Below are 19093 nucleotides of genomic sequence, written 5' to 3' on the forward strand. Positions count from 1 at the left end.
AATCCCCCGCCCCTGAGCCCTCACGCCCGAAAGGCACAAGGAGACTCGACATGCGAAAGATCAAGGTTTTCGCACACCTCTCGCTGGACGGCGTGGTCTCGCCCGGCGCACCTGACGACGACAGCGAGTTCGCGAGGGGGGGATGGACGGTCCCCTACCGGACCCCGACCGGGGCCGCGGCCTTGCTCGAGGCCCAGGGCACGAACATCGACCTGCTGCTCGGCCGCCGCACCTACGACCTCTGGTCCGGCTTCTGGCCGAAGGCCCCGAGCAGCCCGATCGCGGACGCCCTGAACGGTGCCACGAAATACGTCGCGACCCACAGGCCGGAAAGCCTCGAGTGGGGCCCCGCCCGGGACCTCGGCGCGGACGTCCTCGAAGGCATTCGCGCCATCAAGGCGACGGAAGGTCGCGACCTGATCGTCAGCGGGAGCACCACCCTGACGCCCCTGCTGTTCGAGCACAACCTGGTCGACGATGTGGTGCTGATCGTCTACCCGCTCCTGCTGGGCCTGGGCAAGCGATTCTTCTCGGACAGCGTCGACCCCCGCAAACTCGAGTTCGTCAGCACCTTCACCACGCCCACGGGCGTCCTCTTGAACACGTATCGCTACGTCGGGCCGCTGAAGGGTCAACCATCGTCGACGTGAACGTGCCTCCGTCCGGGGTGGTCATCTCATAAGGATCCGCGAGTGGCCGAGCGATGCCGCGGCCAGAAAGGACAGCGTTCATGGACGCGAACGACTTCCGGGAACTGGCCCTCGGCTTCGACGACGCGGAAGAAAGCGCCCACATGGGGGCCGCCGACTTCCGCGTCGGCGGTCGCATCTTCGCGACCCTCGCCCACGAGGCCCTCGGCTTCGGGAACCTGATGCTTTCCCCCGAACTCCAGCAATCCTTGATCGCCGAATCCCCCGACGTCTTCCTCCCCGTCTCCGGCGGTTGGGGCAGGCAAGGTGCGACGCACATCCGCCTCGCGGAGGCGACCCGTCAGCAGTTGCTCAAGGGGCTCCGACTCGCCTGGACTCTGCGAGTGGAGAAGAACGGCAAGGCGAAGAAGCCCCGGAAGAAGGCGAGCCTCAACGAGATTCCGCCCGCCTGAAAGCCGGGGGCCTCCAGCCCAATCGCCGACTCATCAACACCGATACCGTGGCGGCCCACGAGAGATCGACGGCGACCCGCTACGGTATTGTTATTTTTACATTTTCAACGACGAACCATCGACACGCTTCGGCCCTCGACGCGCATGATCTTGGTCGCGGGGCACTTGGGGAAATCTCGAGGTTTTTTCGGGATCGATGTCGATCTCGCGTGGGGCCGATCGACTAGCTGACGGTGGGGTCGAAGGGCCGCCACGAAGGTTCGGGACGTTGTCGGAGGATTGACCGTGGCACTCCAGAAAATCACGCCCTTCCTTTGGTTCGATGGACAGGCCGAGGAGGCCGCCGGATTTTATGCCTCGGTTTTCCCGAATTCCAAGGTTGTGAATGTCGTGCGGTACGGCGAGGCGGGGCCGGGGCCCGCAGGGTCGGCCATGACCGTCGAATTCGTGCTCGAGGGGCAGAAGTTCGTCGGGCTCAACGGCGGGCCGCACTTCAAGTTCTCCGAGGCCATCTCGTTCGTCGTGAACTGCGAGGGCCAGGAGGAAGTCGACCACTACTGGGAGAAGCTCTCCGAAGGGGGCTCCGAGAGCCGCTGCGGCTGGCTCAAGGACAAATTCGGGCTCTCCTGGCAGATCGTCCCGACCGCGCTGCCGAGGCTCCTCGGCAACCCCGACCCGAAGGCGGCCGGGCGCGTCATGGGGGCGATGATGGGGATGGCGAAGATCGTCATCGCCGACCTCGAACGCGCCGCCGCGGCCGGAGCCGCCCCGGCCGAGGTCCACTGAAACACGATCGAACACCTTCGATGAATGAATGCGGGATGACGAACGATCATCCGTGAGATCGTTCGCGAACGACCGATCCGGGCTTTTCTCAAAGGAGACGGAAGATGAGCGATTCCAACAAGCCGGCCGACGTCCACTACGAAGGCGTCATCCCCCACCTCGTCTGCGACGGGTGCGCCGAGGCGCTCGAGTATTACAAGAAGGCCTTCGGCGCCCAGGAAATGTGCCGGATGAACGACCCGCGCGGCGAGAAGATCATGCACGCGGCGATCATGATCGGCAAGAACATGATCTTCCTCAACGACGACTTCCCCGAGTACTGCGGCAAGGCGTCGTCGCCGAAGGCCCTCAACGGCACCCCGGTGACCCTGCATCGCTACGTCACCGACTGCGACGCCGCGCTCAACCAGGCGGTGGAGGCCGGCGGCACCATCACCATGCCCGCCGCCGACATGTTCTGGGGCGACCGCTACGGCATCGTCACCGACCCCTTCGGCCATAACTGGTCCTTCGCGACCCGCATCAAATCCCTCTCCCCCGAAGAGATGCAGGCCGCCATGGCCGACGCCTGCGCCCAGCCGGCCGGCGTCTGATCCCATCGCGAAATCCTATGTTCAAGCGGAGGCCGGCCCCGTTTACGCGAGGGCCGGCCTCCAAGCGAAGGGCCGTCGTCTCCCCTCGATCGCGCGGGGAAGGCGACGGCCCTTCGTGGATTTGCCGGGATGTTCAAGCCTGGATGGGGACCCAGATCTCGTAGCCGCCGAGGCCGGTGGCCGGGTCGAACTCGGGGGTGTAGCGCTCGAGCGTGGGGGCCTCGGCGGCCTTGTGGCCGGATTCGGGGATCCACTTGCGCCAGATCGCCTCATACACGGCGCGGATGCCGGCGATGTGCCCCTTGTCGCGGAAGATGGCGTAGGTCTGCGCGGGGATCGAGAGCCCCTTGAGCCCCAGAGGCAGGTCGTCGAGGCTCGAGACGCGGACGCCGCACATGTAGTCGAAATTGCCGTCGGCGTCGAAGTTGGTGCTGGCGCCGAAGCTGTCGCGGTCCGCCTGGCCCGGGACGCGCCCGATCTGCGGGGCGAACCGCCGCCACTGGTCGGGGATGCCCCCGGGCGCCTGGCATTGATAACGCTCGATGAGCCCGGCGAGGAGCATCGGCGGGCGTTCCTCGAGGGTCGGCGGGGCGATGTCGGGGGCCGGCACGGTCGTCATGGCGATAGCCTCCATGAGTCGGAGATTGTTGAGATGACCCTGGGCACGGACCTGCTCCGGGGTGAGCGCGAACTGGTCCCGGAAGGCTCGGGTGAAGGCCTCGTGGGATCCGTACCCCACGTCGAGCGCCAGCGCGAGGATGTCCTCGGCCCCGCCCGCGAGCGCCCTGGCCGCCTCGGTCAGGCGGCGTGCCCGCACGTATCGCATCAGGGAGAGTCCGACGCTCGACGAGAAGGCCCGCGTGAGGTGGAAGCTCGAGACCTTGCACGCCCTGGCGATCTCGTCCAGGGAGATCGGCTCGCGCGAGTGGCTCTCGACATACCAGAGCGCCTTCCGGACTGGATCCACGGACCTCTCCTCCCTTGCGAGACGCCACTCTACCCCCGGCCTCGAAGCCCCGCTTGATCGTTCTTGCGGTCTTTCGAAGCGGCGGGCGCCCTCAAGCCTTTTTCTCGGCGGACTCCCGGCCCGACGGCCAGTCCGTCCCCCATCGAATCGGCCGGGTCATGGGGGCGACGCCGGCGAGGCTCAACGCTCGGGCATGAAGGCGTCCACGCCGTCGGGGAAGCCGATGGCATCCGCGTCGCCGACGATCTCCAGGGTCAGGGCGGGGAGCGCGAAGGAGCGCTCGACGCCGCCGATGGTCCCCTTCGCGAGCAGGGCCACGGTCGTCGTCCCGAGCGGGAAGTCGGGCTCGGCGTCGACCGAGATGAAGGCCTCGTTGTCCCTCTCGCCGATCAGCCCCTGGGAGACGTCGAGCCCCACCGGCAAGGGCAGGGGGTCGACGGTCAGGCGCCCCTCGGCCCTCGGGGATCGCCGGATCGTCACGCGGAAGAAGGTGCTGCGGCCCCTCGCGAGCCGGATCGGCCGGGGCAGGGCCTCGCCGACGATCTCGGTGGCGCGCACCGGCGCGGCGAGGAGGCCGGCCTGGCTCAGGACCCTCGTGCGGAGGTAGGCGGGGATCCCCGGCGAGACGGCCTTGCCGTCGGCCTCGTCGGGGGGCTCCCGGTAGGGCATGGTCGTCGGCTCGCCGAAGGGCAGGGCCTTGCGGGCGTGCGCCACGATCGGCACTTTCGAGCCGGGGAGGAATCCGCGCCCGACCACGTCGAGGTAGACCGGCTCGAAGCCCGCGTCCGGCGACGCGCCGACCGTGAACGAGCCGATCGACTTGCCCTCGGGGATGCTCCCGGGGATGAAGGTCAGCCCGGAGGGTGGATTGGCGAGCCCCAGCGTGACCGGCCCCCTGAAGCCGTCTCGCCTGAGGACCACGCCGACCGCCGCCGTCCCGCCTCGGGGCACGCCGACCTGGGCCGTCAGCAGGTCGACCGAGAACCCGGGGGTCACCGGCACGACCTTCGCGCGGTAGGCGTGGCCATGCTCGGCCGCCGCCGGCTCCGGGCCCGCGTCCAGCCAGTCGCCCCGGATCTCGAGGTCGACCTCGGCCGGGCCTTCGGGGACGACGAAGACGGCCGAGGGGTCGGGGGTCTCGTGCTCGGGGACGCCGGCCGTCGCCTCCACGGTGTTCGTCGGGCCCGAGGCCCACACCTGCCCGCGCGACGATTTCACCCTGAGCGAGGCCCGGAGCGCCGAGCCCAGGCCGTGCGATTCCAGGCTCACGCGGTAGAGGCGCCCCGGCGTCACGGCCAGCCTGAAGGAATCGACATCATCTTTCGGATCGATGCGTCCGTTGAGGACGACGGGCGTCGGCACCTCGGCGGCCGGCGCCTCGGGCGTGGTCGGCTCGAGGACCTCGGGCAGGTCGTCGACGACCAGCGGCGGCAGCGCCTCGACGTCGAGCGGCGTGCCGTCCTGGCCTTTCTGGCTCGAAGGGACCCTGAGCCGCACGACCGACTCGCCGGGGAAGGGCAGGAGGGCCACCGGCACCACGACGGGGCCCGGCAGCGTCCCCCCGCGCAGCTCGACGCGGATCGTCTCCCCGGCGGCCCCCCAGCGGATAGACCTCGGCCGCCGCGGGCAGGGCGCCGATCGTCAGGCGATAGCCGTCGGCGTCGCGTCCGGGCAGGATCATGCGCTCGGCCCGGCCGAGTCGGATGTCCTGCGTCCCTGACGAGCGGAGTGTCGGGAAGAAGGGGGCGTCGGCGAGGTCCCCGCCGGAGAGCGTCAGGGCGTTCGCGTCGCCGGGGGCGGCGAAGCCGAACCGGACGTCGGCATCGAAGTCGGAGCCGAAGCCGGCGGACTGCACCTGCACGAGCATCCGCTCGCCGGCCTTACCCGTCAGCAGGAAGGGCTTCCAGGCGCGGTCGCCGAGCCGCCCCTCGACCACCGCGGGCGGGGAGACGAACCGGCTCTCGCTCGACCTGCGGATGCCGAGCTGATTCTCGTCGATGACCGAGAGCTGCCCGACCGCCAGGGGAAACGGATCGCTGATATCTTCATCGGTCAGGATCCGGACGGGGTAGATGCCGAGCGGGGTGTCGGCCGGCACCTTGAACCGGAGCTTCGTCGAGCCGTCGGGGCCCTTCGCCGGCGCCTCCATGGCGATCGGGAACGGCGCGAGGAGCCTCGAGCGCTCGGCGGGGCCGTCGCCGCGATGGGTCCGCTCGGCGACCTGCCCGCGCCTGACGCCGAGCTCGGGGGGCCTGTAGTCGTCGAACATCGCCCAGAAACGGCCCTGGAATCGGGCGGCGGCCCAGGGCGCCAGCCAGGCGATCGCGATGACGATTCCCAGGCCGCAGGCCATCGCGGCGAACTTTCGAAGCAGCGAACCCTTCCGCATCGATCCTCCCCCGGGGCGGTCCTGCGGTCAGCGGGGTACGAGCCTCGCCAGCGCGAGGGTCGCCCAGGAACTGGCCGCGCAGGTGATCGGGCTCAAGAGCTTCGCGCCGCCGGGGAGGCCGTTCGGGGTCGAGCGCGACGTCATCGGCCAACTCCCATCATCATCCTGATTGGCGACGAGGAAGTCGATCCCGCGCCGGACCTCGATCCGGTCGGGCGAGAACCCCGCCAGGGCCAGGGCGTAGAGGGTCTGCCCGGTGGCGAAGGCGTCGCTCCTGGGCTCGGGCACCGTCTGGCTCCAGCCGCCGTCGGGGCGTTGCAGGGCGAGCAGCTCGTCGATCGTCGGCCTGAGGCCCTCGGCCGACTTGCCCGATCGGACCCCGAGGATCACCCGCAAGGCCTTGTCCTGATGCAGGTCTGCGTCCTTCGCACTTTCGAGCCAGGCCCTCGCCTTCGCGAGCGCCGCGCGTTGCGCCTCGGGGGCGTCCTTCTCGTCGTCGAGGGCCATGATGATCCATGCGACGTCGGTGGCCTGGCTCTCGTTGATCGGGGGACGGCGGAGGGTTGCGAAGAACTCCCAGGAGCCGTCCGCCTGCTGCTTCCTGACGATCTCCTCGGCGATCCGCGTCAGGCTCCGCCCCTGGCCTGCGGGGGGCGAGGGGAGGGTCCTCGCCGCGACGGCCAGCATCGGCAGGCCCATGTTGAGCCCCCGGCCTTGCGGGCGAGGGTCGGGCTTCTCGGCCGGGTTGGGGAAGATCCGCGTCGCCAGCAGTTTTTCGTCGCTCCCGAGCAGCGATTCGGCCGTGTCGGCCAGGTACTTCTCGTCGATGGCATACCCGTACCGCTTCGCCTCGCCTAGCGCCCAGAGGGGCATCGGCACATGATGGCAGGCCGCACATTTTCGGGTCTTGAGCCAGTCGGCGCTCTCGTCCTGCAAATATCCGATGGCGCGCTCAACCGTCCCGCGTACTTTCTCTGTCGCGTTGATCGGCATCGTCGCCGACTTCGGCTTCGTCTCCGGTTCGTTCGCGCCGGCGAGCCGAGCCACGCAGAGCCCCAGGCACACCGCCACGACCCTTGACGTGCGACCCATGGTCCAGGTCCCCTTTGCCGAGGAATCTCCATCGATGACCCTGCAACCTTCGATCTTACCCTCGCCCCCGCCCCGAGGCCATCACCCCGATCCCACCCCGACTTCCCGCCGCCCGATCCCCGGACTCGGTAACTCTGATGGCCGTCTCTCCGAGCCGAGTCGCGCTGCTTGCTCTTGCCTTACGACAGCAGCTCGCGATTCGAGCCTCTGCCCGTTTCGCGATCCGCCACGCTCGAGGTGTCATCAATCACCCAGAGTCATTTTCTGGCCTGAGTATCTTCCCTGCACCTTTTTCCAACCTTGTATTCCCCAGCGATTTAGAGCCGAGTCGCGTGGAATCGTGGTTGCATTGAAACGGGCTGGAAGGTATTGAATTGGATGATTCGAGGCTGAAAAAGCAAACACGCCGCAGGAGTAGAGAGCCGGTCATAGGAACTGGGATGTTCCGCAGTGGCAGAGACTTGCATCAAACAGGAGGTTTGCGATGTTTCCCCCCCGTGCTCGCTTTTCAGGATTCTTCGCATGCTCGATGTTCGTCCTTCTCGTCTGCCAGTCGGCCCCGGCGCAGGTTCTGGATGACCCCGCAGTCGGACCGGTCGTGCAGCGAGAGACGCGTGACGCCGAGAAGGCCGTGGGAGAGGAGATGTCGAGGGCCCTTCCGCCGATTGAACGCGCATTGCGGAGTATCCAGCATCGTGCCGCCGAGGATCGCATTCTGAAGCATTTGGCGAGTGTGCCGATCCATCCCATCGACTTTGTCGACCCTGTGGGAATGCCGAAAGGCTATCGACGGGCCATAGAAGCGCCTACCGACGATCGGATCGAGATCCCGACGAAGGGCGACGCGGTATCGATCACTCGCCCTGGGCGTGTTTCTGTTCTTATTAATGTCACCAGGGAGGGCGTTGACGGGGATGTCTCTAGCGGCCTTTATAAAGGGGGCGTCACCTGGAGGACCGACAATCCGCGCGTGTTCGTTTGGATGTCCTGGTGCAGTAAGGATCCCGGCTTGCCCGATCGACTGCTGGCAATCGTCCGCGAGGAACTGGGGCGAGAGGGCCTCCGCCTCCTCCCGATGCGAAAGCTGGATTGGCCACCCGCCACGACCTCGGAACGGCTCGCTCAGCTCTTGCCGCCCGACTGCCTGCTCCCCGTCACACGGCCCCCAAAGGTAGAGGTTGTTTTGCCTCGGGATGCTGAGAAAGCCTTCGCATCCCCGTACGATGTCGTGGCCGCGAACAACCTCGCCGTGGCCAAGCAGGATTGGCGGGCATGGGCCCGTTGCCTGACGCCTGCATCGCAAGGGGCCGTCATCCGGGAGTTGCTCTTCGTCGCGGTGTCGGGCGGGAGGAAGTGCCCCGAATTGATTGGGGTTATCGAGAACCACCTCAAGTTCAAGCTGATCGACGCAAGCGACTTTCCCGGCCAGTTCGTGCGAACCAAGGAAGCAAAGGAGTTTCTCGAGACCTTGGGGAATCCGCCCGTAGACGACGCGGAAACGGCGGCTGCCTGGATGACCGAGGTCTTCCGGAAACGGGTTGGCGACATCCCCGCATTCCTGGACGATTGCTTCCAGCAGCTCCAGGGTGCGCCTGAGGGATACGGTAGGTTGCTCGGAAGCGAGGATATCCGGATCGAGGGGGATAAGGCTTCGGGGTATTGGATCGACAGACGTCCCGTGCCGGATGCCAAGGAAGCCGAGAAGCGTGATGTCGCTTCTTACCTCCCGCGATATTTTCCAGTGCATTTCCGACGCATTGGCGGCAGTTGGTTGATTGCTCATAACCTCGGCCACGCGCGATAGGTTGGCGTCTTCCAGAGAATCAGATTTTGATTCCAACTTGATGCTAAGTTCGTTCGCTCGTCGCCATAAGAGGCGGTGGGATTTGTCGATGGAGAAGTCGACCGAGGTCTAGCCGGCGGGCATCCGGATAGGGGGCGCGAACGGCGGAATCCACGTCCTCCTGGATGGCACCCTGTCCAAGGGGCGCGGGCCGCGAATTCAGGGAGCGGGCGTGCATCGCAACCCCACGCCGCGCCCGGCCGGCCCCCGTCGATCCGTCATCCAGGGCCGGAGGTCGATGCGGCCAGTTTCTCGAGGAGTCCGGCCAGGGCGTTGCGGACGGATTCGATGGTGTAGGGGTCGTCGGGATCGGGCGGGGAGCCCTTCGCATCGAAGTAGGGCCGCTCGCCCATCAGGCGCCCCCATTCGGCGTCGGTCTCGCGAACGAGTTCTTCCAGGAGGTAGACCGAGTCGAGGATCCGCCGGCAGAAGGCGGCCAGGACGAGCATTGGCCGATCGAAGTTGTTGAGCAGGGATTCGCTCCCCTCGACCTGGCGGAGCAAGACGACCTGCAAGGCCCCGGCGTTGTCCGCCAGGTGGCTCCTGAGCCAGGATCCGATCTCGACCTCGGCCTGTTGCATGCGAGGGACCGGCGACTCCCCCTTCAAGGCGCCGGGGCCGGCCATCCGCCCGATGGCCTCCTCCAGGCTGAACTTGCGCTCCTCGCGGACCTCCCGTTCGAGTTCGGCATCCGCCTCGGGACGTTGCGTGTCCTTTTCGTCGCTCATCGGCTTCCGCCTCCCAGGGCTGCCGACGCCCTCGCCGTTCAGCCTCTCGCCCGGTCGTGGCTCGACCACGTCCATCAACCTCGCGACGCCTCTGGGCAGGAGCCCCATCCGCGTTCCGTGCTCGCCCTCCATTTTCCTCGGCCGGCCCCCCGGGGTCGAGCCCTTGCATATCCCGCCGACCACGCCCCGAAGCCCCGGATCCGATCCATGATCCTCGAAGGCCGCCTGTCACCGACATCCCCGTGCGCCGATCGCTTCCCACCTGGGAATGGACAAAATCCGAAGAAAGTTGTGTCCGACCCGCCTCCTTTGCGACATTTCAAAGTGATTCCGAGGCCTCGCCCCCGTCCTCGCGACCGGAACCCCGGCCAAATCGGGCCAGGTCGGTGAAAGCCCTCGTGTTGATGTTCAGTCGCCGAAATCGAGCGTCATCGGGCGGAAGCCGAGCCCGATCCGCGTCATCGGACATCGCGACCCCGAGACCGACCGACGCAACGAGGCCATCAACTCCAGGCTGAACACCCGGGTCACGGCCCAATTCCCCAATGAAGTGATCCTACGAGAGTTCCTGCAATTCATCAGGACCCAGACCCAGGGCGAAGACCTGCCGAACGGGATCCCGATCTATGTTGATCCCATTGGGTTACAGGAGGCCGAAAGAACGCTAGACGCCTCCATCTCCAACATCGAACTAGAAAATATACCTCTTCACGTCATCATTCGAATCGGCCTCGAACAAATTGGCCTCAAGCCATGCATCAGGGATGGGGTCCTGGTCGTCCTCAGCAGCAACAGCACCTCCACCGACGATGCCTTGAACCCATTGACCGAGCTCAAGGAAAAAGCCAGGCGAGGCGAGCTGACCCAGGCCGAAGTGAATGAACTCACGAGCCTCCTGGAAACGCAGGCCAAGCTCCTGAAACTCGAACTGGAGATCGAACGGCTCAAATCCGCAAAGCTGGCTGCTCCATCCGCCGCGTTGCGAGATCATTCCAATCAACAGCCAGAGGATCAAGGCCAGCAAAACCGATAGCGCGTAACTCGCCTCCCGCGTCACCATGGCAATCCTTCAAGCCCCGGATGTTGCAATGCGCCGGAACGCCAGCCACACTTTGCCCGGCGTGGCCGCCCGAAATGAGAGACAAGACGCCACCGAGGTCACGAAACCCAGCGGGAAGAGAATCGCGTCCATGAAAATAGATGTGATGATTATATCATAAACCAAGGGCCACGAGCACGCCGGCAGTCGGCGTGCTCGTGAAGGCTTGCGAGGCCGATGCAAGGCCCGTCGTCGCCTGGCGTCACTTCGAACCCGGGGCCTTCGCGACCTCGAAGTTCACGCCCTCCTGAACCTCGCCTTTGGTGAGGGTCAGGATGCGGCTGCTGCTCGCGGGCGCGTTCCGGGCGTCGAGCCAGAAGGGGGCCACCTGGATGAACTGCTCGCAGGGGCGGATGAACTTCAGCTCATAACTGCCGTCGGCCGAGGTCCTGGCGGTCGGGACGTAATAGCGGTTCTCGGCGCCGTCGGTCGAGCTGGCCTGGACTTCGGTCTCCGCGACCGGATGGCCCGCGGAGTCGGTCACGCGGCCGCGGATTTTGGCGGGCTCGGTGAGGTGGAGTTCCACGTCGCGGATTTCCTCGCCGGGTTTGGTGCGGATGGGCGGGAGTACCCCGTTGGCCCAGGTCCGCCACTCGCCGTACTTGCCGTCGTGGGCGATGAGGTTGTAGTCGCGCTCGCCGCTCGCCGGAAGGACCACCTTGAACTGGCCCCCCTCGCCGGTCGCGACGCTAAAGCGCGTGTCGCCCGTCAGGGAGTTGCCGCTGCCCGTGAGGGCCGGGGCGACCGTGGCGCCGACGACCGGCTTGCCCGCAGGGTCGAGGACCCGGCCGCTCACCGTCACACCTCGCTCGACGACGATCGTGACCGGCTTCATGCCGACCCTGAGGTCATAGTCGAGCTCGTCGAAATTCCGCTGCCAGCGACCGTAGGGCCCATCAAGAATCTGGAAGCGGCTCCACTCGCTGACCGCCTCCTCCGACCACCAGCGTGCGTAGCCTTCTCCATCCACCTGGAAATTGAACCGACCGGGCATCATGCCGGCGATCTCCACGACGCCGTCCTTGCCCGAGCGCCCCTCGATCCCGTTGTGCTGCCTGTGCCAGAGCCGGACCCCCGGCACGGGTTCGCCCGTGAGGCTGTCGACCAGCTTCGCGCGGAAGGCCACGCCGGGTTCGAGGCGGATGTCGAGGTGCTTCGCCTCGTCGACCTCGAGCGGCGTCTGGGGGAGCCTCGCCACGCCGACGCCGGGGACGCGCACTTGTATGTCATATGCATCGGCCTGGGCATACATCCGGTAGCGACCCTCGGCGTCGGTCGTCGCCTCGGTCCAGATTCCCGTGATCCGCCCGCCATCCATCTCCTTCGGCCCGCGATTGGCCCGGAGCAGGGCACCGGCGACGGGCTTGCCGTCGGGGCCCGTGACTTGGCCCTCGAAGAACGTCTTGTTACTCAGGGCCACGACCCAGTTCGGCGCCCCGGTGGGCTGGGTCAGGAAGAGCTGCGGCGTGTACCCGGGCTTGCTGACGATGACCTCGACCCGGCTCCCCTTGTCGAGGCCCTTGACCTGGAAGAACCCCTTCCCGTCGGTCTTCGCCTCGTTGCCCGGATACCAGGACCAGACGTCGACCTCGGCCCCTTCGATCGGCTTGCCGTCGGCGTCCACGACGACCCCGGCGAGTTCCTCCGGCGCGATCTCGGTCGGGCCCTTGATCTCTTTCATGTTCTTATCGACGACGGCCACCTTGACCAAGACCTCGCCATCCTTGCCCGGGACGATGGCGGCATCCTGCTCGCTGCCGTCGCCGAGGCGAACTCGCAACCTCGCGAGCGTGTCGGCCGCGACGGTATTGTAGGCTCCGACCGGCAGTCGGAACTCCCCCTTGGCGTCGGTCGTGGCCTCGCCTCCCTTGAGGTACTCACAGATATTCCCCTGGCAGACGCCGATGATCTTCGCGCCGACGACCGGCGCCCCGGCCGTATCGATCACCTTGCCCCGGACCGTCACGGCGGGGACCACCTCGAGCGGCGGGACCTCGAAGCGCGAGGCCCCCTCGGGGATCTTCACGGTGCGGCTGGAGCCCTCGTCCGCAATCGTCGTGTACCCTTCCGGCGGACCCATGACGTAGAAGTAGGTCTCCCCCGGAGGCAGGAGGTAATGGTAGCGACCCTTCGCATCCGTCATCGCGCCGGTCGTCATCGCACCGGACTTGGGTCGGAACGGCCCATAAACTCCGACTTCGGCTTGATCCATGGGCGTGGCCGTCCCCTTGGCGACGACCGTCCCCTCGACCTCGACCCCGCGGATGATCTCGAGCGTGATTTCGGAGGTCGAGCCCGGGGTCAACTTCACGTCCTTGGCCGCGCGGTAGGTCCAGGTCTTGTTCTCGCCTTTCCCGCGGACGAAGACGTTGACCGTCCCTTCGGCAAGGCCGTCGAAGGCGAACCGGCCCTCGGGGTCGACAATGGCGTCCGCCCCGGTGTTGCCCGACGTAATGGGCGCCCCCGGCGGGTGACTTGACTGATAACCAGCCTTGAGCCCGGTCAGGCCGACTTCGGGGAGCGTCGAGACGACTCGCCCGGAGATCCTCGCAGCCGGGACCGCTACGAGCTTGGTCGTTTCGCCAGGCTGCGCGGTGGAGAACCCCATGCTTTCCAACGACATCTGGATCGACGCGGGGGAGTCCGACTTCGCCCTGATCCGCCGCAATTTCCCTCCCGCATCAGTCGCCTCCAGCTTGAGGCCGGTTTGCGGTCGGATCGCCTCGAACGTGAACGACCCGTCGGCGCCGGTCGTCGTCGTGAATAGCTCCTCGACCGGGCTCCCTGCCACGACTTCCCGAGGGACGCGCTCGAAGCTCATGCTGACCCTCGAGCCTGAGCCGTGCTTCGTCTCGGTGGCGGACGACATCGTGGTCACACGGACCTTCGCCGCGGCCAACGGCTTACCGCCTTCGTCGACGAGCCTCGCACGGAACGGTTCGGCCTTGCCCAGGCGGAGTTTCAGGTCGAGCGGGTTCGCCAATGCATCGGCAGGGACCGCGAGGACATCGGCCGCCAGGCCCTTCTTGTAGATGACGAGGCAGGTATAATCCGCATCCTCGGGCAAGGTCCAGGCGAACCGCCCCTGGGCATCAATCTTGAGGATCTGGTGGCCCGATCGCCCGACGTCGAAGGCTCCCGCCACGAGGATGGCGTCGGTCACCGGCTGGCCGTCGGGGCCGAGCACCACGCCCCGCCACTCCTTCGGCTTTTCTCGCTGACGCGGGGATGTAAGGGATTTCGCGGCCTCCGGCGCGGCGGGCGAATCCGACTTTGGCTCGGCCTTCGGCTCCTGTGCCGCGGCGTAGAGAGCCGGGGTCGGACCCTCCGCATTCCGAGCCTGATCCGCCGGCTCGGGCTTGATCCGGGCGTTGGGGTTCGCTTTAGCAATAGGAGTGATCTCGTTTTCTATCCCCCGAGGCGCATCCTTCGGAGCCGCGCCGACGCGCGTCACCACGTCCGCGAATTGCCTGTTAGGGAATACGTCCCCGGCTCCTTCGGCCTTATTTTTCGCGGGCGCGGGGCCCTGGCCGCCGCGGTATGAGGCGAGGCCGACGCCGGCCGTCGCGACGCCGGCCGCGAGGGCCGTCGTCGCCAGGAGCATGAAGCGTTTTATGAGCATGTGAGTGAGGCTTCCTTCCATCAAGGCGAGGGCGCCGGCCGAGACCGTCCCGGCCAGCGCCTCGGGTCCGAGTCCGATCCGCATGGCCCCCGAGATGGCGCCTTCGGCCAGGCCCGCAGGCAGGGCCGTTGACGACGAGGCCGCGAGCCTGGCCGACGACGCGACGAGCCATTCCAGCGGCGCGGCCGAGGCGATGCCCCTCCGCGTTAGGCGCGCCCTTGAGGCGTTCGCGGGCGGCCGCCAGGCGGCTCCGGATCGTCCCGACGGGGCATCCCAGCTCCTCGGCGGCCATCTCGTGGGTCCGGCCTTCGAGGTAGCAGAGGACGACCGCCTTGCGGAACCGCTCCGGGAGCCGCCCGACTTCCTCGTGGATCGCGCGGGCGACGTCGCCGTCGATCCCGGCGCCCGCGCCGACGCCCTCGTTTGCGGCCATCTCGGTGCGCCTCCGCTCGTGGAGCCTGCGTCGCGAGGCGTTCGCCCTGGCCCTCGAGGCGACCCGCAGCGCGACGCCGTGGAGCCAGGGGCCGACCGACCGCCTCGACCGGATCGAGCCCGCCCGTCCTGCGAGCACGAGGAACGTGGCCTGGAACGCATCCTCGGCCTCGTGCCGGTCGCCGAGCGTGGCGCGGCAGACGGAGAAGACCATCGGCCCGTGCCTCGTCACCAGCGCGGCGAAGGCGGCCTCGGCCGCCTGGTCGTGCTCGTCGTTCCGGGCCGCGAACCGTGCCACGAGTTCGTGGTCGCCGAGGCCGACGACCGTCCCCGACTCGAACAAGACGGTCAGGCTCCTGCTCGCGATCTGAGAAGGTCCGCTCGTCACGACTCGAATCCCCCGTCGTTGTCGCCGAAAATCCAGGGCTCACCCCGGCCCGTCAGGTCCGCCATCTCGCCCGGCCCGTCGCCGCCTCGAAATCCATTCGTGACCCATCACGCGTCGTCCTCGAGACCCGTGAAGACCTGCTTAGTGTCACGTCCCGTCCTCGCCAATCGTTTTTTCCTCGGCCCGCCCCGCGAATTCTTCTCGCGACGAGCCTCCCGGCCGCCTCATCCTCGGCCGCACCCGTTGCGAATCGGACACTTACGACGAATCGTCGGCCCGCCCCGCGATCGCCTCGCCGGCTCGATTCGCCGCCCTGCCTCATGGACAGGCTAACACGCGGCCGTCTCCGAATCCCGAGCCCGGGTCCGCCAACCCGTGGCATCCCCATCCACTCGTCGGTTAAAACGATCGGCATGAGTACCGAGCCCCCCGCCGACGATCCGCGCAGCCAAACCCACAACGACGCGGGAGCCTCACCGGCCGCGAGCCCCTCTTCATCGAGGTCGAGTCGCTCGCGCCCCTTCGGCCTCGCCGACGGCATGATCCTGGTCGCGGCGACGGCGACGGGCCTCTCCCTGAGCCGGAAGGCGGTCGACGTTGCCGGGCCGACATCGCTCTGGAGGATGATCAGGACGCTGTCTTCTGGCGGGTGTTCGTTCGAGGAGTTCGTGAATCTCTCCGTCGAACTCGGCATTGCGCTGGTCCTTCCGACCTTGGCGTCGTGGACTTTTGGCTGCTTGCTGTTGCGTTTGCGAGCGCCTCGACCGTCTCGGCGTCGATTCACCCGGCAACCCGGGGCGATGGCGAGCCTTGCCGCGTCGACGGTGATCGGTCTCTCCCTCGCGGTCGCCCTGCTGCACTGGCTCCTGACGGATCGAGCGATCCCCAAGACCTCGCACGTCTTTGGCCTTGCCCTCTTCGTCAGCATGCAAGTCGGCGTGGTCGTCTCCTGCTGCTGGTCGACGATGATCGTCAGCCGTGGCTATGTCCCCGAGCCCACCTGGCTCGACCGCCTCGGCCGACTCCTCGGAGCCGCCTGGATCGCCGTCGCCGTCCCTTATGGCTACGTCGCCATCTCCCTCTGGGATCTTTAGGGTTCGGTCAACGCCTCCGCCTCATCAGGGGCTCGCGTCATCAACCCCGAGCTAATATCAAGTGGCTGGACTGTCAGGCCTTCGCTGATATCGTAGGCCGTTGAATGTCATCTGCACCGACCACTCCGCGAATCCCACGCCGACGCCTATCATCGCCTCATAGTACCCGCTCTCGGCCCGACATTCGAAGCTCAGAATCTCATCGCCGAGCCGATCGAACGACCCGGATCTCGTGACGGTGAAAGTGCGGACCTCGGAGAACGTCAGCGTCAATTCATAATCAGGCCAGGCGGATCGGTCATTGATCTGCGTAATCCGGAGGACCACCTCGCCAGTCCCGGGCCGGAATTCCATGCTCTCGAGGATATTCTCGTGGAGCATCGTTTCGCGGATGATGGCAAGGACTTTATCAGCCATATCAAGGGGAAGCCGTCATGAAATGATAAGGATGCTGTGTGAGTGGCTCAGGGCCGTCAAGTTGATGCATCTGGTGAATCGAGTTCGGACTGCAATCGCGGATCCATCTCGAACTCGCGAATGGCGAAGATCCCCTCGAGGCACCCGATGATATTCCTCAAGCATTCCCGATTTTCAGGCCAGACAGAATCAGTTTCGCCGAGGAATACTTGCGTGGCGTACCATGAATCATGGCTCGGATGATCTATGTCTGGTCCGAGACTTTCTGGCGGATTTTCCCCTCGGTTCCTGCAAATCGTGTCCCATTCCCAATACATGCGATCCAACTCTCTTTGCCCGCGAATCTCGTGCGAGATCCATCGTGGCACCGTGATCATCACGGAGAGGGTGTCATCCTCCGAACACCGGATGAACAGAGTCGGGGCGTGCGTGGATAGGGGCGAGAAAGAAAAGGAGAACGCATGGAAATACCTGAAACGCCCGCGAGCCTCGATGGACTCCATCCTGGCGGTGACAAGCTCAGCGAGCCGAGCCTCGACCTCGATCGGGTATTCGGGGGACGCTGCACTCCATTCATCGCGATATTGCCGCCAATGTCCCTCGATGACCGATCGAAGTTCGTCGAGGAGACGCCTGCAATTCTCCCGGTTGAAATGGACGATATATTTAATTCTGAAATCTGTGTCTTCCCCCAAATTTGTCTCCATTTTCACGACATCGACGTCGCCTCATTTCCAGCCGGAGACCAACTCGAGGAGCCTGGCCGCATCCTCGACGCCGTAACGCCTCAACTCGAGCGAGGCAATGATCGGAGGGGTGACGATCGCAATATGTCGTCCGATCTCAATGGCCCGATGGCTTCGCATCAGGTCACCATCGCCGGCCGAGGCGGATGAATCGCCTCATCCCGAGCTTGACGCTCGCCATTCGGCATGGCGTCGACTGATGACCGGGGCGATGATGTCATAGTTCGACCACGTATCCTCGACGTGATAGATCGATGGCAATCCCGCCGTCAAAAGCCGTTCATAATCCTGGATATAGGCGCCATATCCCTCGCCACCCTCGCCCGAGTAATAGGCGGCGGCGAAGGCCTTGCCTTCCTCGTTCAGGTCTTCCTCCCAGAACTTGCCGTCGCACACCTTGAACAGGAACTCGCGACCGGTCATCTCCCTGGCCCGTACGGCTTCCAACTCCTGGGGGAAATCCTCTTTATGCGACTCACCCTGGAACCCGTTCAGGATGATCCACGCGAGGAACATCCCGATGTGCGTGCCGCCGTTCTCTTGCGGCAAGTCCGACGGGAAGTCGCCGTTGAAGTGCCAGTCCGCACGGTCGATCGACATCGTTGCTCTCTTTCGGAGCTATGCGGCCCACCGCGCGAGAATGCAAGAACCCCACTCCGCGCCCCGGGCATTATGGATTGGATTAACCAAAGATCTTAGAAATATGACATAATGTTTGGCTATGGATCGATGATGGTCGCCGTCGGGGATGCTCGCTTTGATATTCGAGTGCGGGCGACGAAGTTCAGGGATTGGGCAAATCGGACTGGACGGTCCCGTCCTTCCGGAGGAACCGCAAGGAAGGAATCCCCTTGGGGGAGAGGCCCATGTTGAGGCGTCCCGATCGGAACTTGACCTCTTGCTCGTCGTCATAGAAGCTCAGTCCCGAGGATCCGTCCGGCAGGGTCTGGAGGATGCACTGAGCGTCGCCTTTCGGATCGCAGAGGCAGAGGCTCGGCGACCCATCGGGCTGTGTCTGCAGGAGGAGCCTCGTTTGCTCTTCGGCGCTGAGGAAGTAAAGCGCCGGGTGCTTCTGGGGAGTGATCATGAGATTGACACGATCCTTCTCATCCTGATCCAGGAGCGAAATCGTAGGATATTCCTCCTGGGCCCTGACACCAAGTACGAGTCGTTGTTTCCCCTGCCGATCCGAGAATATCAGGACCGGTGAGCCGTCATTTTCAACCCCCAGCATTCCTCGCTGCTTACCTTCCTTGTCCGTGAAGATGAATCGCTCGGCCAAGATCGACTTCACCCCATCGACCGGAGTGGCGAAAGCGGCCGGCAAGGCGACGGCACCTAGCAGGATCAGGAGGCCGATCGCTCGCGTGTAGCGTCGCTCTCTCTCCAGTTGAGCCACACGCTTGGCAAGGTCTTCGAGGGAAGGCGAGGGGCTTTTCATCGCAAAACTCCCTGCAAGCTATTCAGATCATCGATGAGCATGACCGCGCAGATGAGACCATCCGACGCCGCTCACAGTCTATTGAATCATCGTCGCCGCAGGATTTGCACACTGCAACGGTCAACTCCGACCAAGCCACGGGACATCAACGATCTAGTTCGATTCGATTGTGTTCGATGAAACACGGATATGCGTGGCCGCTGATCACGAGTGAATCCCCGAGACGTTGGTGCGATAGCTCTGTCGTCGGTTGCAAGTCAATGCTTCTGCCATCGCCGTTTCACGGGATTGTCGCGGAGATCCCGTGTACTCGTCGAGAGCGTACTGAATGACATGGGGGGGAGAGGTGGATTT

At 65.5% G+C, this 19093-nt stretch carries 18 protein-coding genes; 7 read left to right on the top strand and 11 right to left on the bottom strand.

Features of this window, described 5'->3' with window-relative positions; translation table 11 throughout:
• Window positions 1-50 precede the first annotated feature (50 nt).
• The 4 genes from ACOYYX_RS06250 to ACOYYX_RS06265 all read left to right on the top strand — a co-directional run bounded on the left by ACOYYX_RS06250 (window position 51) and on the right by ACOYYX_RS06265 (window position 2481).
• Window positions 51-650, top strand: a complete 600-nt coding sequence (locus ACOYYX_RS06250) for a dihydrofolate reductase family protein (protein ID WP_422929068.1) — start codon at window positions 51-53, stop codon at window positions 648-650.
• Window positions 651-730: 80 nt separating this feature from the next.
• Complete coding sequence (locus ACOYYX_RS06255; protein ID WP_422929069.1) at window positions 731-1102, top strand: MmcQ/YjbR family DNA-binding protein; 372 nt, start codon at window positions 731-733, stop codon at window positions 1100-1102.
• A gap of 285 nt (window positions 1103-1387) precedes the next feature.
• The gene (locus tag ACOYYX_RS06260; RefSeq protein WP_422929070.1) at window positions 1388-1888 is read left to right on the top strand and encodes a VOC family protein; all 501 of its coding nucleotides are present in this window, start codon (window positions 1388-1390) and stop codon (window positions 1886-1888) included.
• 104 nt (window positions 1889-1992) lie between these two features.
• A complete protein-coding gene (locus ACOYYX_RS06265; protein WP_422929071.1) occupies window positions 1993-2481 on the top strand; it encodes a VOC family protein in 489 nt (162 codons plus the stop codon).
• A 133-nt stretch (window positions 2482-2614) separates the two neighbouring features.
• On the opposite strand, the gene ACOYYX_RS06270 is transcribed toward ACOYYX_RS06265, so the two are convergent.
• From ACOYYX_RS06270 to ACOYYX_RS06280, 3 genes are all read right to left on the bottom strand, one after another.
• Entirely contained in the window at window positions 2615-3448 is an 834-nt protein-coding gene (locus tag ACOYYX_RS06270; RefSeq protein WP_422929072.1) for an AraC family transcriptional regulator, read from the bottom strand.
• A 180-nt stretch (window positions 3449-3628) separates the two neighbouring features.
• Window positions 3629-4945 (bottom strand): hypothetical protein, encoded by a 1317-nt coding sequence (locus ACOYYX_RS06275; RefSeq protein WP_422929073.1) that lies wholly within the window; start codon window positions 4943-4945, stop codon window positions 3629-3631.
• Between the two features lie 919 nt (window positions 4946-5864).
• Window positions 5865-6929 carry a prenyltransferase/squalene oxidase repeat-containing protein gene (locus tag ACOYYX_RS06280; protein WP_422929074.1) on the bottom strand — a complete coding sequence of 355 codons (1065 nt, stop codon included), beginning with the start codon at window positions 6927-6929 and terminating at the stop codon, window positions 5865-5867.
• A gap of 643 nt (window positions 6930-7572) precedes the next feature.
• Here ACOYYX_RS06280 and ACOYYX_RS06285 point away from each other — a divergent pair.
• Entirely contained in the window at window positions 7573-8733 is a 1161-nt protein-coding gene (locus ACOYYX_RS06285) for a hypothetical protein (protein ID WP_422929075.1), read from the top strand.
• 257 nt (window positions 8734-8990) lie between these two features.
• Here ACOYYX_RS06285 and ACOYYX_RS06290 read toward each other — a convergent pair whose 3' ends face one another.
• The 5 genes from ACOYYX_RS06290 to ACOYYX_RS06310 all read right to left on the bottom strand — a co-directional run bounded on the left by ACOYYX_RS06290 (window position 8991) and on the right by ACOYYX_RS06310 (window position 15041).
• Window positions 8991-9500 carry a hypothetical protein gene (locus ACOYYX_RS06290; RefSeq protein ID WP_422929076.1) on the bottom strand — a complete coding sequence of 170 codons (510 nt, stop codon included), beginning with the start codon at window positions 9498-9500 and terminating at the stop codon, window positions 8991-8993.
• A 408-nt stretch (window positions 9501-9908) separates the two neighbouring features.
• Window positions 9909-10031: a hypothetical protein gene (locus tag ACOYYX_RS06295; protein ID WP_422929077.1), complete on the bottom strand. Its 123-nt coding sequence runs from the start codon at window positions 10029-10031 to the stop codon at window positions 9909-9911.
• 160 nt (window positions 10032-10191) lie between these two features.
• Window positions 10192-10560, bottom strand: a complete 369-nt coding sequence (locus tag ACOYYX_RS06300; protein ID WP_422929078.1) for a hypothetical protein — start codon at window positions 10558-10560, stop codon at window positions 10192-10194.
• Window positions 10561-10801: 241 nt separating this feature from the next.
• A complete protein-coding gene (locus ACOYYX_RS06305; RefSeq protein WP_422929079.1) occupies window positions 10802-14221 on the bottom strand; it encodes a carboxypeptidase regulatory-like domain-containing protein in 3420 nt (1139 codons plus the stop codon).
• Window positions 14103-15041: an RNA polymerase sigma factor gene (locus ACOYYX_RS06310; RefSeq protein WP_422929080.1), complete on the bottom strand. Its 939-nt coding sequence runs from the start codon at window positions 15039-15041 to the stop codon at window positions 14103-14105. Before ACOYYX_RS06310 ends, ACOYYX_RS06305 begins: the two co-directional genes overlap by 119 nt.
• Before the next feature lie 413 nt (window positions 15042-15454).
• On the opposite strand from ACOYYX_RS06310, the gene ACOYYX_RS06315 reads away from it, so the two are divergent.
• On the top strand, window positions 15455-16135 hold the full coding sequence (locus ACOYYX_RS06315) for a hypothetical protein (protein ID WP_422929081.1): 681 nt from the start codon (window positions 15455-15457) through the stop codon (window positions 16133-16135).
• 57 nt (window positions 16136-16192) lie between these two features.
• Here ACOYYX_RS06315 and ACOYYX_RS06320 read toward each other — a convergent pair whose 3' ends face one another.
• Window positions 16193-16552 carry a hypothetical protein gene (locus ACOYYX_RS06320; protein ID WP_422929082.1) on the bottom strand — a complete coding sequence of 120 codons (360 nt, stop codon included), beginning with the start codon at window positions 16550-16552 and terminating at the stop codon, window positions 16193-16195.
• A 461-nt stretch (window positions 16553-17013) separates the two neighbouring features.
• On the opposite strand from ACOYYX_RS06320, the gene ACOYYX_RS06325 reads away from it, so the two are divergent.
• Window positions 17014-17448, top strand: coding sequence for a hypothetical protein (locus tag ACOYYX_RS06325; RefSeq protein ID WP_422929083.1), 435 nt, complete (start codon window positions 17014-17016; stop codon window positions 17446-17448).
• Between the two features lie 6 nt (window positions 17449-17454).
• Here ACOYYX_RS06325 and ACOYYX_RS06330 read toward each other — a convergent pair whose 3' ends face one another.
• Both ACOYYX_RS06330 and ACOYYX_RS06335 read right to left on the bottom strand, forming a co-directional pair.
• The gene (locus ACOYYX_RS06330; protein WP_422929084.1) at window positions 17455-17898 is read right to left on the bottom strand and encodes a hypothetical protein; all 444 of its coding nucleotides are present in this window, start codon (window positions 17896-17898) and stop codon (window positions 17455-17457) included.
• Between the two features lie 184 nt (window positions 17899-18082).
• Window positions 18083-18739, bottom strand: a complete 657-nt coding sequence (locus ACOYYX_RS06335; protein ID WP_422929085.1) for a hypothetical protein — start codon at window positions 18737-18739, stop codon at window positions 18083-18085.
• Between the last annotated feature and the right edge of the window lie 354 nt (window positions 18740-19093).

The organism is Singulisphaera chitinilytica, assembly GCF_049331405.1.
Taxonomy (GTDB): Bacteria; Planctomycetota; Planctomycetia; order Isosphaerales; family Isosphaeraceae; genus PoT.